Below are 14,635 nucleotides of genomic sequence, written 5' to 3' on the forward strand. Positions count from 1 at the left end.
CGTGCTACGTGGAGGAAGCGGCTCCTGGCGCACCCGGGGCAGGACTGGTGGCCTTCCAGGCGGCTTCGATCATGTGGAAGATCTCGTCGACTGCGGCCTGTGGGTCGGCGGCTTCGCGGGCCAGTGAGAAGGCGTCGATCGCGAACCTCGCGATCGCGCGGCAGGCCGTTGTGGTCTGTGCGAGGTCGGGGTCGGCGGCGATGGCCGTTGCCAGCGCCTCCGCGTGGCGCAGCCTCATCGATTCCTCGTACTCCCGCAGGGCGGGCGATGCGTCGATCATCTGCCAGATGGGGGCGGCGCCGTCCGCCGTGCAATGGCGCACCAGAGCCTGGATCTCGCGGCGCAGTGCGGGGATGAGGGGCTCATGCGGCGCCCGGCCGGTGACCGCCTGCGTGAGGCGTTGCTCGAAGTTTTCGTCCTGCTCGAACACCAGGGCCTCTTTCGAGGCGAAGTGGGAGAAGAGCGTGGTGACGGCGACGTCGGCCTCGGTGGCCACGTCGCGGATGCCCACCGCGTCGTATCCGTGTTCCAGGAAGAGCCGCAGGGCGGTGTCGGCGATCTTCTGGCGGGTCGCGGCCTTCTTGCGCTCACGACGTCCGGTCGGCACGGTCATGCCCTGACACTATCAGATACGAACCCGTAACCGTTTTTAAACGCTAACCGTTAGTGCTACGGTCGGCGGCATGAAGAGAGTGAGCTTCGCCGAGTTCGGCGGTCCGGATGTTCTGCAACTCATCGATGCCGAGGAGCCCCATGCGGGCCCCGGCCAGGTACGTGTCGCTGTGCGCGCGGCGGGCGTGAACCCCGTCGACTGGAGGATTCGGGAGGGCCAGGTCCTGGGGGCCCATCCGGTCGAGTTGCCCTCCGGGGTCGGACTGGACGCCGCCGGGGTGGTGGACGAGGTCGGTGAGGGGGTCGAAGGGATCGAGGTCGGCGACCACGTGTTCGGCGAAGGGGCGAGCACCTATGCCGAGTTCGCCGTGCTGTCGGCCTGGGCCCGGATGCCCGAGGGGCTGACATTCGAGGAGGCGGCCGGGTACCCCTCCGTGGTGGAGACCGCGCTGCGCATCATCCGCGAGGTCGGTGTGCAGCCCGGGCAGACGCTGCTGGTCAGCGGCGCCTCCGGGGGAGTGGGGTCGGCGGTGCTGCAGATCGCCCGCGAGCGTGGCATCGCGGTGATCGGTACGGCGGGGGAGGCGAACCAGGACTATCTGCGGAGCCTGGGTGCCGTGGCCACGACGTACGGCGAGGGCTGGGTCGAGCGGGTGCGAGAGCTCGGCCATGTCGACGCGGCGCTCGATCTGGCCGGTTCGGGCGTGATACGTGAACTCGTCGAGCTGACCGGGGATCCGCAGCGGGTGATCTCCATCGCGGATCTGGGTGCGCCGGAGTTCGGTGTCCGGTTCTCCGGCGTGGCCGGGAGCGTGCCGGAGGCGCTGGCCGAGGCGGCCGGTCTCATCTCGCGGGGGAGGCTCCACATCCCGGTCGAGAAGTCGTACACGCTCGCGGAGGCCGCTGCGGCGCACATCGACAGCCAGGCCGGTCACACGCGCGGGCGCCGCGTCATAGTCATCTGATGCCTGTCCCGCGCGGTCGCAGGGCCCGGCAGGCGGTTGCTCGACGGTGGAGTACGTCGGCAGCCGGTCGGCCGGAACCGGCCGTGGCCACCGGCCCCGGCCGTACAAACCGCCACGCGGTCTCCGGGTCGGGGCCCGCCCGCCGGGCCTCGGTGAGGCGACCGGCGCGGGAGAGAGCTCGCCGTTTGCGTCGGTGTTCCAGCCGCCCCGGGTCAGTTGTGCCGGCCCCAGTCCAGGCGGTCGTCCAGCCCGGCGGCGGTGAAGGCGGCCGTCAGGTCGTCGCGGCCCTCGGTGAAGTGGGCCCAGCTGTCGTAGTGGACGGGGACCACGCGGCGGGCGCCGAGGATCGCGGCCGCCTCGGCGGCCTGGGCGCTGTCCAGGACGATCAGCTGGTTGTCGAAGAGGACGGGGAAGCGGGGAGCGCCGGCGAAGAGGAGAGCGGTGTCGACGGTGGGGAAGCGGCCGGCGATCTCGCGGACCGCATCGAGTGAGGCGTTGTCGCCGCTGACGTAGACGGTGGGCAGGCCCTCGCCGGTCAGGACGAAGCCGACGACCTGGCCGGCGACCGGCTCGACCTCCTCGCGGGAGCCGGGGCCGTGGAGGGCGGGGACGCCGGTCACGGTGATCGTGCCGCCGCCGGGGCGGTCCAGTTCGATGGACTCCCAGTCGGCCAATCCCCTGACCTTCTCCCCGAGTTGCCCGCCCAGGCGTTCACCGCCGCCGGGCGTGGTCAGGGTGAGGGGAACGTCGGCGAGCAGGTCCCGGCCGGAGGTGTCGAGGTTGTCGGGGTGCTCGTCGTGGGAGAGCAGCACCACGTCGACGCGGCCGAGGTCGGCTGGGGTGGTGGCGGAGGGGGCGGTCTTGGTCAGGAGCGGGCGGCCGGGCCGGCCGTAGTCGCCGGGGCCGTCGAAGGTCGGGTCGGTCAGGAACCGCAGACCGCCGTACTCGAGGAGGGCGGTCGGGCCGCCGAAGGCGCGGACGGGGAACCGGCTGGTCGTTGCGGGGAGAGAAGACACCAGACACCTCACGGATGGATGCAGTCGAACCGTGAGAGGAACGTAGCACGCTTCTCACGGATGCGGGTGAGCCGTAACATGAGGAACATGGAAGAGCCCGTGATCGAACCGCCCGGTCTGCCACCCGCGCAAGGCGAGGAGGAGCACCCCTCCCTCGCCCTCGCCAACAGCGCGATCGCGCTGCCCGGCGGGCACACCCTCGATCTCCTGGGCACTCCCGCGCAGGCCAACCACTGGCTGACACAACGCGGCCTCGCCCCGGCCGACGCCGGCATGCGCGAGATGTGCGCGACGCAACTGCGCTCGCTGCGCGAACAGATCCGGTCGCTGTTCGCCTCCCAGGCCGCGGGGCTTCCCGCCCTCCCCGCAGCCATCATGGCCATCAACGACGCGATGACCCGCGTCCCGACCGCACCGCTGCTGCAGTGGGACGCCACAACCGGCCCCTACCGCACCACCCCCCACCCCACCACCGCCATCATCGACCACGCACTGGCCACCCTCGCCGCCGACGCCGCCGACCTCCTCACCTCCCCCGACACACAACGCCTCACCGCCTGCGGCTCCACCCCCTGCAACCGCTACCTCCTCCGCCACGGCCGCCGCCACTGGTGCTCCACCCGTTGCGGCGACCGTGCCCGTGCCGCCCGCGCCTACGCCCGCCGCACCAACCCCGCCTGACCCCGCCGCCCGGCACCAGCCCCAGCCCCTGGTTGCCCGAGCCGAGGGCGCGGCACTTGGTGACGAGGTGCCGCGAGAGATCGTTGACAGCTTCCAGTCCTACGCGGCCGATATGGGCACCTCCAGCCTCGCCGACCGCGAGGCCAACCGGCCGCTGCCTGCGAGCATGGCCGGCCCTTGGGGGCCGGTCGCCTCCGCTCGCCATCGATCGGGGGTGATATGGCGTCAGGCCGCGCTCCGTCCGTGCCGTCGGGTATGGCGGTATGGGCGGGAGAACACTCTCTCGCCGCCGTAGGCCGGACATGGAGCGGGAGAGGATGGATGGCGGATGAGGTGAGGGCCGGTGGCCGGGGGGCCGGTGCGCGCCGGGATGTGGTGGGCGGGGCGGCGAAGGTGCGTGGCGGTTGGGCCGGGCTGCTCGCCGCAGTGCCGGTGCTGCTGCTGGTCGGGGGTGTGGTGCTGGATGTTTTCGGGCCGGTGCCGTATGCCGGGTTGCCTCTGCTGTCCGCGAGCCCGCTGGCGGCCTGCATGGTGCTGGCGTTCCGGGGTGCGGTGATCACCGCGGCCGTCGCGTGTGTGCTGGCGGTGTGTGTGGACGTGCTGGTGAACCGCCCGCTGACGGCGGTGGTGGTGAACCTGCTGGACGTGGCGGTGATCAGTGTGATCGCGTTGTGGCTGAAGTGGGTGGTCCAGCGTCAGGGGCAGCGTTTCGCGGCGGTGCGCGCTGTGGCCGAGGTGGCGCAGCGGGCGGTGCTGCCGCTGCCGCCCGCGCGGGTGGGGGCGGTGTCGGTGGCCACGCGGTATGAGTGTGCGGACGCGGAGGCGTTGGTCGGTGGGGATTTCTATGCGGTGCGCAGTACGCCGTTCGGGGTGCGGGCGCTGATCGGGGACGTACGGGGCAAGGGATTGACGGCCGTGTCGACCATGGCCGTGGCGACCAGTGCTTTCCGTGAGGCGGCGGAGCAGGCGGCGACGTTGCGGGAGCTCGCCGAGCACATGGACCGGGCCCTGGTCCGGTTCGTGGCGGACGTCGGCGACCAGCCGGACGCACTGGAGCGGTTCGCCACCGCCGTATTGGTCGAGGTCAGCGAGGAGGAGGGGCGGGTGCGGTTGCACCACCGCGGCCATCCGCCGCCGTACCTGATTCGCGGGGGCCGGGTGATGTCGCTGGAGCCCGCGGTTCCGGGGCTCCCCCTGGGGCTGGGATTGCCGGAGGATGCCGGCGTGTCCGGCTCTGACACCTTCCCCTTCCACCAGGGGGACTGCCTGCTGCTGGTCACCGACGGCGTCACCGAGGCGCGCGACCGGCACGGTGCCTATTACGAACCCTGTACGAGGCTGGCCGGCCGGGATGTGCGCACAGCGTCGGAGGTGGTGGACACACTCGTTGCCGATGTCACCCACTGGACCGGGGGCCGGCGGCATGACGACATGGCGATCCTGGCCCTGGCGCCGGTTCGCTGAGAAGCCGCCGCTGTCGGGGATCTTGATCCTGGCGTGCTCAGCCGGTGCCCGGTGCCCGGTGCCCGGTCTGGCGTGGGGTCAGGACTGGTCCAGGGCCCGTTCGATCGCACGGCGGGCCCGGCCCGCGGCCGCCCGGTCGTGGTGGAGCTGCATGGCGGCGTTGAGTGCCAGTCCGGCGGCGACGATCTCGAACAGTGCCTGGTCGATGTCGAACCCGGCGGGCAGCTCGCCGTTGTCCACCGCCGCGGCCAGGTCCGCCCGCAGCTGTTCCCGCCAGCGCGACCACACCTCGGCCACCGCGTCGCGGACCGGGCCGGGGCGGCCGTCGTACTCGGTGAGCGCCGCGGTCATCAGGCAGCCGCCGGGCAGCAGCGGCGCTTCCAGGTAGTCCACGGAGTTGGCGCACACCGCGCGCAGCCGCCGCAGACCCGGTGGCTCGGCCAGTGCGGGCTCGACCACCCGGTGCCAGAAGTCCACGAACGCCTTGTCCAGCGTGGAGATCTGCAGCGTCTCCTTGGTGCCGAAGTGCTTGTGCACCCCGGACTTGCTCATCTCCAGCTCCTCGGCGAGCCGGCCGATGGTGATGCCGTCCAGTCCTTCCTCGGAGGCGATCTCGGCGGCACGGCCGAGGATCCGGCCCCTGGTGGCCTGCGCTTCCGCCGCTGAGCGTCGTGGTGACATGCGACAAGGATAGCGTACGGCCGTTCGCTATTGCTTTGGCGAACGACCGTACGCTAAATTCCGTGGCAACCACCGGGACGAAGGAGTGCGGGATGCGGGTGCGACGACTGGGCTGGGCCGGAGTGGAGATCGAGGCGGGTGGCGAGCGACTGGTGATCGACTATGTGCGGGACCTCTCACCGCTGTTCACGGGGTGGAAGCCCGGCGAGGGGCTGGCGGTGCCGAGCGGGAAGGTCACCGCCGCACTCGTCACCCACCTGCACCGGGACCACACCGACGCGTCCGCGCTCGCGAACGCGCTGACGCCCCGGGCGCCGGTGCTGCGACCGGCGCCCGGTCACGGCGACGACGTGGACAACGTGACGACGCTGCCGGCCGAGCGCGAGCTGGTCCTGCACCGGCTGGCCGCCGAGGTCGTGGATGCCTGGTCCACCCGCGACGTCGGGCCGTTCCGCGTCACCGCGGTCCCCTCCGTCGACGGGCTGGGCGATCCGCAGCTGAACTGGGTGGTGCAGGCCGACGGGCAGCGAGTCTTCCACGGCGGCGACACGATGTTCCACGGCTACTGGTGGCTCATCGCGCGTCGGTTCAGCCCCCTCGACGCGGTGTTCCTGCCCGCCAACGGTGCGGTGGTCGACGCGCCGCACCTGCAGCCGCCGAGCCCGCTGCCCGCCGCGATGGACCCGAGGCAGGCCGCCGCGGCCGCGGAGATCCTCGACGCCCGGTACGCAGTGCCCATGCACTACGAGACGGAGCAGCCGGACAAGATGGCGGGCTATGTCGAGGTCTCCGACCCGGAGAACGAGTTCCGCACCCACGCCGGACCGCGCGCACACGTGATGGCCGTCGGGGAATGGCTGGACCTGGCCACATGACCGGAAGCTCCGCGGATAGTCCGCGAGCCCGGATGTGGCGGAGCGGATCGGTCGGCCACTCTCATGCTCAAACGTCTGCGGGCCGAGGGGCGCGGCGCAGCCCGGACCGCCCAGGATCGTGTGAACCTTTCCGCCCCGGGTGCCGCCTGTCCTTGGTGACGCGCGGTGCGGGGGAGGAGAGGTGGTGCGCGGCACGCCGTCTCGGCGTCGTGAACCGGACCGTCGTCCCGGTCACCGCGCTGGTGTGCACGGCGCTGCTGATCGGAGTCGCACCTGGGTGCCGACGTGCAGCTTGTCGTGGACGTACGCCGAGCCGCCACGGCCGTCCGGTAGGCGCAGCACACCGATGCGCCACGCCGTCCGGTCGCCGGGCGCGCCGCACGATGAGCAGTTTCGCGCCAGGCCGTCGGCGAGCGGCAGGTCAATGTGGGCACTGGGCTGCCGCTGCGGAAGCGACTCGTCGTCAGGGTGACGGAGTGTCAGCAAGGCGACGCCGTCGGCGGCTTCGGCCCGTACCGAGACGACGAGATCACTCTCGTACTCGCATGCCGCCTTCCCTGTCCTCCCCGCACAGCTTGACAAAGCGGAGCGACGTTCCGAATACTAAATGGAGCAAGGTTCCATCTCAGGTCGGTCGAAGCAGACCGCTCCTGACCGCCTCGTCATGCGCCGGCCGAACCAGACCGCACGGCGGCAGGGTCCACAGAAGGGCAACCAACGCATCATGAGCACATCCACCACCACCGCCGACCCCTCGGGCTCGCCCGCCCCGGTCCTGTCCTACAGCCCGGTGGTTCTGTCCGTACCCGGACGTCCCGTGGACCTCCAGGTACGCGTCTCCGCGCCCGAGACCGGAACCGGCCTGCCCGTCATCCTGCTCTCCCACGGTCACGGCCCCTCGAACAACCTCTCCTCGCTGAACGGCTACGCGCCGCTGGTCAACTTCTGGGCCGCCCACGGATTCGTCGTCATCCAGCCCACCCACCTCACCTCCAGGACCCTGAGCCACCTGGTCGCCGACGCCCCCGGAGCGCCCTTCTTCTGGCGCTCGCGCTCCGAGGACATGACCCACATCCTTGACCGGCTCGACGAGATCGAGAAGGCCGTGCCGCTGCTGGCCGGGCGGATCGACCACACCAAGATTGCCGTAGCCGGACACTCCTTCGGTGGCTTCACCGCCAGCACCCTGCTCGGAGCCAAGCTCACCGACCCCGACACCGGCGAGGAAGTGAACCTCCTCGAACCCCGGATCAAGGCGGGCGTGCTGCTCGCCGCGCCCGGCAGGGGTGACGTCCTCAACGGGCCCATGGGCGACATGCTGCCGGTCTTCGCGACCATCGACTTCTCCACGATGGCCACCCCCGCGCTGGTCGTCGCCGGAGACGAGGACGACTCCCGGCACTTCACCGACATGGGACCGGATTGGCACACCGACCCCTACACCCTGGGCCCCGGCCCCAAGTCCCTGCTCACCCTGTTCGGCGCGGGGCACGCGCTCGGCGGGATCCCCGGATACGACGTCGCCGAGACCACGGACGAGAACCCCGAGCGGGTCGCCGCGGTCGCGCGCCTCACCTGGGCCTATCTGCGCAGCGAGCTCTACCCCGAGGACTCCGCCTGGCAGACCGCGCGTGACGCGCTGGCCTCCGGCCCCGACCCGCTCGGGCGGGTCGAATCCAAGTAGGCGGTCTCAGAGGACTTCCCGGCCATCGCCCGCAGGCATTGACATGTTTACGGGCGGTCCTTATGGTCCAGGCCATCCTGTCCGTATGTGGGAACTATGTTCTTATACATGAACGGAAGAGGTCATCGGATGGCACGAACCAGAACCGCGTTATTCAGTGTTCTCGCCCTGCTGGCCGGTCTGCTGAGCCTTCAGCTCAGCGGACCGGCCCCGCGGGCCACGGCCGCGCCGACCGCCTTCACCCACCCCGGGGTACTGGTGAGCCGGGCCCAACTCGACTACGCCCGTGCGAAGGTGCAGGCCGGCCAGCAGCCCTGGAAGGCCGCCTACGACGACATGATGGGCAGCTCCTACGCCTCGCTGTCGCGCACCCCGAAACCACGCGCCGTCGTGGAGTGCGGCTCGTCGTCCAACCCCAACCACGGGTGCACCGAGGAGCGCCAGGACGCCATCGCGGCCTACACCGACGCGCTCGCCTGGTACTTCACCCGGGACAGCAAGTACGCCAAGAAGTCCATCGAGATCATGGACGCCTGGTCCGCCACGATCACTGACCACACCAACAGCAACGCCCCGCTGCAGTCCGGCTGGTCCGGCGCCACCTGGCCGCGCGCCGCCGAGATCATCAAGTACACCTACGACGGCGGCTGGCCGGGCGCCGGACGCTTCGCCACCATGCTGCGGAACGTGTACCTCCCCGAGGTGATCAACGGCGCCGCCACCAAGAACGGCAACTGGGAGCTGGTGATGACCGAGGCGGCCATCGGCATCGCGGTCTTCCTCGATGACCGCTCCGCCTACGACAAGGCGGTCAGCACCTACCTCGACCGCGTCCCGGCGTACGTATACCTGACCAGCGACGGCGACCTGCCCAAACCGCCCGCGGACAGCAGCATCGACACCGAGGCCGAGATCATCAAGTACTGGCAGGGCCAGAAGACCTTCGCCGACGGCCTCGCCCAGGAGACCTGCCGCGACTTCGGGCACACCGGCTGGGGCATCGCCTCCATCGCGGACATCGCGGAGACCAGCCGCATCCAGGGCCAGGACCTCTACCCGAAGATCCAGGACCGGCTGCGCTACGCACTGGGCTTCCACACCGCCTACGAGAACGGCACCACCGTGCCCTCCTGGCTGTGCGGAGGCACCGTCAAGAAGGGCCTGGACCAGGTCACCGAGGTCGGCTTCAACGCCCTTCACAACCGCCTCGGCATCAGCATGTCCAACACTCAGAAGTACACCGAGGGCCACCGCCCGTCCGGCACGGACAACTACTTCAACGCCTGGACGACCCTCACCCACGCGGACAACCCGTCCTGACCGAGCGACACCCCGGCCCCCCTCTGCCACCGGGGCCGGGGTACGGGAGCGGCGGACCCCGCGTCCTCGCGCGGGCGGGCGCGCGTCAGGCGGCGAAGCGCTTCGCGAGGAGTTCGCCTTGCTGGGCGGCCTGTTCGTGTGCGGTGGCCAGGGCGGTCTCGTGGAGGGGGATGAGGTCGGCCATCGCGGGGACGTGGGGGGCGTGGGTGAGTTCGGGGAGGATGATGCGCAGATCGAGGCCGAGCATCCGGTTGAGGATGGCTTCGAGTGACGGTACGAGGTGGTCCATGCCGTGGTTGGGGGTGCCGGGTCCGAAGCTGCCGCCCCGGGCGGTGATGACGGTGGCGGGGCGGCCGGCGGTGGGCGGAGTGGCTCCGATGGTCAGCGTTCGGCCGAAGATCAGGATCTGGTCCAGCCATGCCTTGAACACCGAGGGCATCGTCAGGTTGTACAGCGGGATGGTGAACAGGTAGGCGCTCGCGCCGAGGAACTCCTCGATGAGTTCGTCCTGGAGGGCCTGCTCCTTGGCCTGCGCCGGGGTGTGCTGGGCGGGGTCGGTGCTGCGGGCGGTGATGCTCTCGGCGGTGAGGTGCGGGACGGGTGCCAGGCCGAGGTCGCGGTGGATGACGGGGCCGGTGAAGGAGGCACGGAAGGACCGGGCGACCTTGCGGGAGAAGGATCCGTCGCCGGGAGTGGCCGAGGAATCGATGTGGAGCAGATACGACATATCTGTGTGGTCTCTTTCGGTTTCGGTGGGTGGCAGGACGGACGGGCGGGCGCGTCGGCGCCCGGTGCGACGCGCATGCGGACCGCGCGGCTCTCGGGCCCGAGGTCGGTGCGGGGCGCCAGGGACTGCCTCAGGAGATCGAGCGGGGTGCCGGCTGCCCGGCCGGGAAGCGGCCGGACACGGGGTGCCGGAGGTGCTGGGCCACGGAGTGCCGGAAGTGATGAGCGGCGACCGGGGCCGCCCCGGCGGGACCGGGGCGGCTGATTCCTGTCCGCCGGGGCAGGTGGACGCTCAGCGAGCTGCCGTGCCGGGCGCGGCAGCGGCCTTGCGCAGCGCGGACAGGAACGTATCGACCGGCTGCGCGCCGGAGAGGCCGTATGCGCGGTTCAGGACGAAGAACGGCACTCCGCTCGCGCCGAGCGCCTGAGCCTCGCGGGTGTCCTCCAGGACGTCGGCCGCGTAGGCGTCACCGGCGAGAACCTCGCGTGCCTCGTCGGCCGGGATGCCGACCTCGTTCCCGAGCCGGACGAGGGTCTCGACGTCGTCGACGACCTCGCCCTCGATCAGGTAGGCGCGCATCAGCCGCTCGTGCATCTGGGAGCCGAGGCCGTGGGCACGGCCGAGCTGATTCAGGCGGTGGGCAGCGAAGGTGTTGACGAGGACGGCCCGGTCGAAGTCGTAGGCGAGCCCTTCCGCCGCTCCCAGCTCCACAAGCTGCCCGGTCATCGCACGGACCTGCGCCGGCGAGCCGCCCGTCTTCCTGGCAAGGGCGTCGTACACGGGCTCCCGCACGCCTTCACGGTGAGCGGGGTCGAGCTGGAAGCTGCGCCACACCACCTCGACCTCGTCTGCGTGCCCGAACTGGTCGAGTGCCTTGTCCAGTCGGCGCTTGCCGATGTAGCACCACGGGCACACGACGTCCGACCACACCTCGATCCGCAACCGCTGCTGCCCGCTCACAGCGGGCACACCCCGTCCGAGCAGAGGGGAGCGTCGTCGGCCCCGACGACGACCAGGGCAGGGGCAGGGGCCGGTTCCTCGCCGGACGGCGCGGGACCCGGCTGCGCCCCGGGCTCGGGGGCTTCATCCAGTGAGGTGCTCACGGGATCCTCCTTGGGTTACTTATTGTGCGTAACCCCAGTCTGCGACAGCATGGGAGGAACGGGAAGGAGGCACTTTGATGTCAGCCACGAACATGAATGTGCCCGAGGCCATCGAGCCGACCGACGACTGCGCCGTCCGTGAGGTGCTCGACCTGGTCGGCGACAAGTGGAGCGTGCTGATCGTCGTCCTCCTCGGCCGGCGCACACACCGCTTCTCCGAGCTGCATCGCGCCATCGAAGGGATCAGCCAGCGCATGCTCACCCTGACGCTGCGCGCGCTGGCCCGCGACGGCCTCATCACCCGCACCCCGCACGCGACCGTCCCGCCCCGGGTCGACTACGAGCTGACCGACCTCGGCCGGACCCTGCTGGGCCCCCTCAGGGCGCTGGACACCTGGGCCAACACCCACCGCGAAGAGATCCGGGCCGCCCGCCGACGCCACGACGAAGCCTCCTGAAGCGTGCCGGAGCAGCCGCGGGTTCCGGTCTGTCAGGGGCGTACCGGACGGCGGAACCAGTGACCGGACCGCCGCTGGGACAGCAGGATCACGATGGTGACACCAGCCGCGCACAGGACCAGCCCGACGGGTCGCCCCTGCCCCATGGTGCCGAACCCGATGAAGAGCATCAGCGAAGCCAGGAAGATCGCCGTACCCCGTGAGTTGGGCTTCCGCTTGGGAAAGCGCAGGGCGCAGATTGCGCCGATGAACGCCGGGAGAGATGTTACGGAGATCGAGCCGGCCGCCTCCGCATCACCCCTCACGATGGCGAGCGCCATGGAGAGCAGGCCGAGGCCTGGTGCCGACCCTCCCGCCCAATGTCATGCTGTCGGCTCCCCGCGTCAGCGCAACCGGTAGCGTGAACCGCTCATCGGATTTCGTGCTCGATGACGTCCAGGTCCTCCCCGCCGCCGGTTCCGGGGGCCTGCCAGGCGTCGGTCTCCTCAACGACGCGGATCTGGTGGATGAGCAGCCGGCAGGGGTAGTGGTGCCGGCTCCAGTGACATCGCACCGGCTTGGAGGAGGCGCCTCGGACCGCTGCTTCGCGTTCACCACTCGCTGCCGTGGGTGGGGCTGTTGACCCTCACGTGGCGTGAGGCTGCATAGTCGGTGCGGTGGAGGATCACTGGACTGTGGGACGCGTGGCCGACTTGGCCGGGGTGAGTGTCCGCACGCTGCATCACTATGACCAGATCGGGCTCGTTCGGCCGTCGGCGCGGACCGCGGCCGGGTACCGGGCCTATTCGGCGGGCGACGTGGAGCGACTGCGGGAGGTGCTGGCCTATCGGCGGCTGGGCTTCGGGCTGCGGGAGATTGCGGAGCTGGTCGGCGACCCGTCCACCGACGCGGTCGCGCACCTGCGGCGGCTGCGCGGTCTGCTGCTGGAGCGGCGTGATCGCGCTGACGCGATGGTGGCGGCCATCGACAGGGAACTGGAGGCGCGGGCGGCGGGATTGACGGTGACACCGGAGGAGCAACTGGGGATGTTCGGTGCGCGGTTGTACGACGCGATCGGCGGCGCTTACACCGCGACGCGGTGTACCGAGCCGCGGATCGCCGCGCAGATCTGGGACGCGCTCGGCGACGCGCGGACGGTGCTGAATGTCGGGGCGGGCACCGGCTCCTACGAGCCTGCTGATCGCGAGGTGACCGCGGTGGAGCCATCGGCGGTCATGCGGGGGCAGCGGCCTGCCGGCTCGGCGCCGTGTGTGGCCGCCGCCGCGGAGAGTCTGCCGTTCGAGGACCGGTCCTTCGACGTGGCGATGGCCGTCTCCACCGTTCACCACTGGGGGGATCCGCTTGCGGGGCTGCGCGAGATGCGGCGTGTGGCCCGGCGTGTGGTGGTGCTCACGTTCGACACCGACGAGCCCGGATGGCAGGACCGGTTCTGGCTCACCCGCGACTACCTGCCCGAGTTCGCCGCCGTCCTCGCGGAGTTTCCCGCGCTTGCCGGGATGGCGGACGCGATCGGGGCCCGCGCTGAGCCGGTGCCCATCCCGTGGGACTGCGCCGACGGCCTGTTCGAGGCGTACTGGCGCCGGCCGGGGGCGTATCTGGAGGATCGGGTGCGCCGTGCGGTATCGGTGTGGACGAGGGTCGGGCCCAAGGCCGAGGAGCGGGCGGTGCGAAGCCTCAGGGAGGACCTCGACTCCGGCCGGTGGGCCGGGCGCAACAGCGACCTCGCCGACCTGGACGCGGCAGATCTCGGCCTCCGCCTGCTCATAGCGTGACCCGACGATCCAGGTTCAGCGCCATGGCGGCTTCTGGACGGCCCGCCGGGTGGAGGCGTGGAGACGCGGGTACGCCGCCGAGGCGTGCGTGGCGGCGCTCGGCTGGTTCGCCGACGCGCTTCCCGGCGAGCCGGTGGTGCTCTCTGCACCCGGAGGCCAAAGGATGAAGATCAGGCCAGGCCCGGTGGCCGTCCAGGTCATCGGGACGGGTCCAGGGCCGGCCTGGCCATCATGAGGGCCAGGGCCGGTGGCCGATCCGACACCCAATGCCGCAGGCCTCGAGCCTCACCCACCGCCAGGACGGAGAGCTCAGTCTGCGCCCTAACCGAGCCGCGCGCCGAGTTCGGTGGCGGCGGCGACGACAGCGCCGCTGAGGAGGGCGAGTTTGGCCTCCGCCCGCCTCGCCGGGCCGGATACGGACAGCGCACCGCAGGCCACGCCCTGGCGGTTCCGTACCGGGGCGGCCACCGCGCAGAGGTCCCATTCGCTTTCCTCCATGTTGGTGGCGTAGCCCGTCTCCCTTACCTTCTCGAGCTCGGCCTCGAGCGCCCGGCGGGTGCTCACCGCGCGCTCGGTTCCGCCTCGCAGCCGCGCGCCCGAATAGCGGCGCCGCAACTCTTCGCGGGAAAGCTCGGCGAGCAGCACTTTCCCCGCGGCAGACGCGTGCGCCGGGCCTCGCTGCCCGGTACGCACCCCGGCACGGATTACCTGCTGGCTCTCCACACCTTCGACGAAGACGGTCTCTGTGCTTTCCAGCACGAGCAGATGCGCGGTTTCGGAGGTGTCCTCGACGAGCTTTTCCAGCAGGGGACGCGCTTCGTCGCGGAGGGCGACTGCCCCCATCACGGCGATGCCGAGCCTGGCCAGGGCGGGCCCAGGTCCATAGCCCTTGGTCCGGGCGTCCTGGCGGAGCAGGTCGCGGGCCTGCAGGGTGGTCAGCATCCGATGAGCGGTCGACCTGGCCACTCCGAGCTCGGCGGACACGTCGGCCACTCGCAACGACGGGTTGTCCACCAGCATCAGCAGGATCCGCGCGGCGTTGTCGATCGATTCCACCGGGTAGGCGGCCGGCACTGCCACAACCCCTCCATCTCGCCGTCGTCACTGCGGCGCGGCTGTTCTGGTGATCGGAATTGTATTTCGCCTGCCAGAATAACCGCCGTCCCCCCTCGACGTCCCGGCGGATCTCGCGAGTCAGTCCGCAGCCGCGTTGGTGGTGCGTCACGGCGCCGGCCGAGGCGCCGGAGCCGCCTTCGAGCACCTTCCGCGAGCGGGTT

17 protein-coding genes are annotated in these 14,635 nt (G+C 70.8%); 8 read left to right on the forward strand and 9 right to left on the reverse strand.

What is annotated here, in order from left to right:
• Positions 1 to 4: 4 nt before the first annotated feature.
• Positions 5 to 613 carry a TetR/AcrR family transcriptional regulator gene (locus J8403_RS42710; protein ID WP_211127923.1) on the reverse strand — a complete coding sequence of 203 codons (609 nt, stop codon included), beginning with the start codon at positions 611 to 613 and terminating at the stop codon, positions 5 to 7.
• Positions 614 to 683: 70 nt separating this feature from the next.
• Between J8403_RS42710 and J8403_RS42715 the strand changes: the two genes are divergently transcribed.
• Positions 684 to 1,577 carry an NADP-dependent oxidoreductase gene (locus J8403_RS42715; protein WP_211127924.1) on the forward strand — a complete coding sequence of 298 codons (894 nt, stop codon included), beginning with the start codon at positions 684 to 686 and terminating at the stop codon, positions 1,575 to 1,577.
• 212 nt (positions 1,578 to 1,789) lie between these two features.
• On the opposite strand, the gene J8403_RS42720 is transcribed toward J8403_RS42715, so the two are convergent.
• Positions 1,790 to 2,593, reverse strand: a complete 804-nt coding sequence (locus J8403_RS42720; protein WP_211127925.1) for an MBL fold metallo-hydrolase — start codon at positions 2,591 to 2,593, stop codon at positions 1,790 to 1,792.
• 87 nt (positions 2,594 to 2,680) lie between these two features.
• Here J8403_RS42720 and J8403_RS42725 point away from each other — a divergent pair, with 87 nt between their 5' ends.
• Positions 2,681 to 3,274, forward strand: coding sequence for an ABATE domain-containing protein (locus J8403_RS42725; protein WP_211127926.1), 594 nt, complete (start codon positions 2,681 to 2,683; stop codon positions 3,272 to 3,274).
• A 321-nt stretch (positions 3,275 to 3,595) separates the two neighbouring features.
• On the forward strand, positions 3,596 to 4,738 hold the full coding sequence (locus J8403_RS42730) for a PP2C family protein-serine/threonine phosphatase (RefSeq protein WP_211127927.1): 1,143 nt from the start codon (positions 3,596 to 3,598) through the stop codon (positions 4,736 to 4,738).
• A gap of 78 nt (positions 4,739 to 4,816) precedes the next feature.
• On the opposite strand, the gene J8403_RS42735 is transcribed toward J8403_RS42730, so the two are convergent.
• On the reverse strand, positions 4,817 to 5,419 hold the full coding sequence (locus J8403_RS42735; protein ID WP_211127928.1) for a TetR/AcrR family transcriptional regulator: 603 nt from the start codon (positions 5,417 to 5,419) through the stop codon (positions 4,817 to 4,819).
• A gap of 92 nt (positions 5,420 to 5,511) precedes the next feature.
• On the opposite strand from J8403_RS42735, the gene J8403_RS42740 reads away from it, so the two are divergent.
• The 3 genes from J8403_RS42740 to J8403_RS42750 all read left to right on the forward strand — a co-directional run bounded on the left by J8403_RS42740 (position 5,512) and on the right by J8403_RS42750 (position 9,298).
• Complete coding sequence (locus tag J8403_RS42740; RefSeq protein WP_211128705.1) at positions 5,512 to 6,294, forward strand: MBL fold metallo-hydrolase; 783 nt, start codon at positions 5,512 to 5,514, stop codon at positions 6,292 to 6,294.
• A 724-nt stretch (positions 6,295 to 7,018) separates the two neighbouring features.
• On the forward strand, positions 7,019 to 7,978 hold the full coding sequence (locus J8403_RS42745) for an alpha/beta hydrolase family protein (RefSeq protein ID WP_211127929.1): 960 nt from the start codon (positions 7,019 to 7,021) through the stop codon (positions 7,976 to 7,978).
• A gap of 129 nt (positions 7,979 to 8,107) precedes the next feature.
• Positions 8,108 to 9,298, forward strand: coding sequence for an alginate lyase family protein (locus J8403_RS42750; protein WP_211127930.1), 1,191 nt, complete (start codon positions 8,108 to 8,110; stop codon positions 9,296 to 9,298).
• Positions 9,299 to 9,383: 85 nt separating this feature from the next.
• Here J8403_RS42750 and J8403_RS42755 read toward each other — a convergent pair whose 3' ends face one another.
• The 3 genes from J8403_RS42755 to J8403_RS42765 all read right to left on the reverse strand — a co-directional run bounded on the left by J8403_RS42755 (position 9,384) and on the right by J8403_RS42765 (position 11,128).
• Positions 9,384 to 10,025, reverse strand: a complete 642-nt coding sequence (locus tag J8403_RS42755; protein ID WP_211127931.1) for an FMN-dependent NADH-azoreductase — start codon at positions 10,023 to 10,025, stop codon at positions 9,384 to 9,386.
• A 291-nt stretch (positions 10,026 to 10,316) separates the two neighbouring features.
• On the reverse strand, positions 10,317 to 10,985 hold the full coding sequence (locus J8403_RS42760; protein ID WP_211127932.1) for a DsbA family oxidoreductase: 669 nt from the start codon (positions 10,983 to 10,985) through the stop codon (positions 10,317 to 10,319).
• The gene (locus tag J8403_RS42765; protein WP_211127933.1) at positions 10,982 to 11,128 is read right to left on the reverse strand and encodes a hypothetical protein; all 147 of its coding nucleotides are present in this window, start codon (positions 11,126 to 11,128) and stop codon (positions 10,982 to 10,984) included. Before J8403_RS42765 ends, J8403_RS42760 begins: the two co-directional genes overlap by 4 nt.
• A gap of 77 nt (positions 11,129 to 11,205) precedes the next feature.
• Between J8403_RS42765 and J8403_RS42770 the strand changes: the two genes are divergently transcribed.
• Positions 11,206 to 11,586 (forward strand): winged helix-turn-helix transcriptional regulator, encoded by a 381-nt coding sequence (locus tag J8403_RS42770; protein ID WP_211127934.1) that lies wholly within the window; start codon positions 11,206 to 11,208, stop codon positions 11,584 to 11,586.
• A 32-nt stretch (positions 11,587 to 11,618) separates the two neighbouring features.
• Here the strand turns inward: J8403_RS42770 and J8403_RS42775 are convergent, their stop codons facing one another.
• A complete protein-coding gene (locus tag J8403_RS42775; RefSeq protein ID WP_211127935.1) occupies positions 11,619 to 11,906 on the reverse strand; it encodes a hypothetical protein in 288 nt (95 codons plus the stop codon).
• Positions 11,907 to 11,995: 89 nt separating this feature from the next.
• Positions 11,996 to 12,139 carry a hypothetical protein gene (locus tag J8403_RS42780; protein WP_211127936.1) on the reverse strand — a complete coding sequence of 48 codons (144 nt, stop codon included), beginning with the start codon at positions 12,137 to 12,139 and terminating at the stop codon, positions 11,996 to 11,998.
• Between the two features lie 121 nt (positions 12,140 to 12,260).
• On the opposite strand from J8403_RS42780, the gene J8403_RS42785 reads away from it, so the two are divergent.
• Complete coding sequence (locus tag J8403_RS42785; RefSeq protein ID WP_211127937.1) at positions 12,261 to 13,358, forward strand: MerR family transcriptional regulator; 1,098 nt, start codon at positions 12,261 to 12,263, stop codon at positions 13,356 to 13,358.
• Positions 13,359 to 13,679: 321 nt separating this feature from the next.
• On the opposite strand, the gene J8403_RS42790 is transcribed toward J8403_RS42785, so the two are convergent.
• Positions 13,680 to 14,438 (reverse strand): IclR family transcriptional regulator, encoded by a 759-nt coding sequence (locus J8403_RS42790; RefSeq protein ID WP_211127938.1) that lies wholly within the window; start codon positions 14,436 to 14,438, stop codon positions 13,680 to 13,682.
• Between the last annotated feature and the right edge of the window lie 197 nt (positions 14,439 to 14,635).

The organism is Streptomyces yatensis (assembly GCF_018069625.1).
Classification (GTDB): domain Bacteria; phylum Actinomycetota; class Actinomycetes; order Streptomycetales; family Streptomycetaceae; genus Streptomyces; species Streptomyces yatensis.

Excerpts from the sequence above, each read along its gene's own strand:
- J8403_RS42735 (WP_211127928.1), bottom strand. The coding sequence starts at position 5,419 with ATGTCACCACGACGCTCAGCGGCGGAAGCGCAGGCCACCAGGGGCCGG.
- J8403_RS42725 (WP_211127926.1), top strand. The coding sequence starts at position 2,681 with ATGGAAGAGCCCGTGATCGAACCGCCCGGTCTGCCACCCGCGCAAGGC.
- J8403_RS42740 (WP_211128705.1), top strand. The coding sequence starts at position 5,512 with ATGCGGGTGCGACGACTGGGCTGGGCCGGAGTGGAGATCGAGGCGGGT.
- J8403_RS42715 (WP_211127924.1), top strand. The coding sequence starts at position 684 with ATGAAGAGAGTGAGCTTCGCCGAGTTCGGCGGTCCGGATGTTCTGCAA.
- J8403_RS42750 (WP_211127930.1), top strand. The coding sequence starts at position 8,108 with ATGGCACGAACCAGAACCGCGTTATTCAGTGTTCTCGCCCTGCTGGCC.
- J8403_RS42775 (WP_211127935.1), bottom strand. The coding sequence starts at position 11,906 with ATGGCGCTCGCCATCGTGAGGGGTGATGCGGAGGCGGCCGGCTCGATC.
- J8403_RS42710 (WP_211127923.1), bottom strand. The coding sequence starts at position 613 with ATGACCGTGCCGACCGGACGTCGTGAGCGCAAGAAGGCCGCGACCCGC.
- J8403_RS42730 (WP_211127927.1), top strand. The coding sequence starts at position 3,596 with ATGGCGGATGAGGTGAGGGCCGGTGGCCGGGGGGCCGGTGCGCGCCGG.
- J8403_RS42770 (WP_211127934.1), top strand. The coding sequence starts at position 11,206 with ATGTCAGCCACGAACATGAATGTGCCCGAGGCCATCGAGCCGACCGAC.
- J8403_RS42755 (WP_211127931.1), bottom strand. The coding sequence starts at position 10,025 with ATGTCGTATCTGCTCCACATCGATTCCTCGGCCACTCCCGGCGACGGA.
- J8403_RS42745 (WP_211127929.1), top strand. The coding sequence starts at position 7,019 with ATGAGCACATCCACCACCACCGCCGACCCCTCGGGCTCGCCCGCCCCG.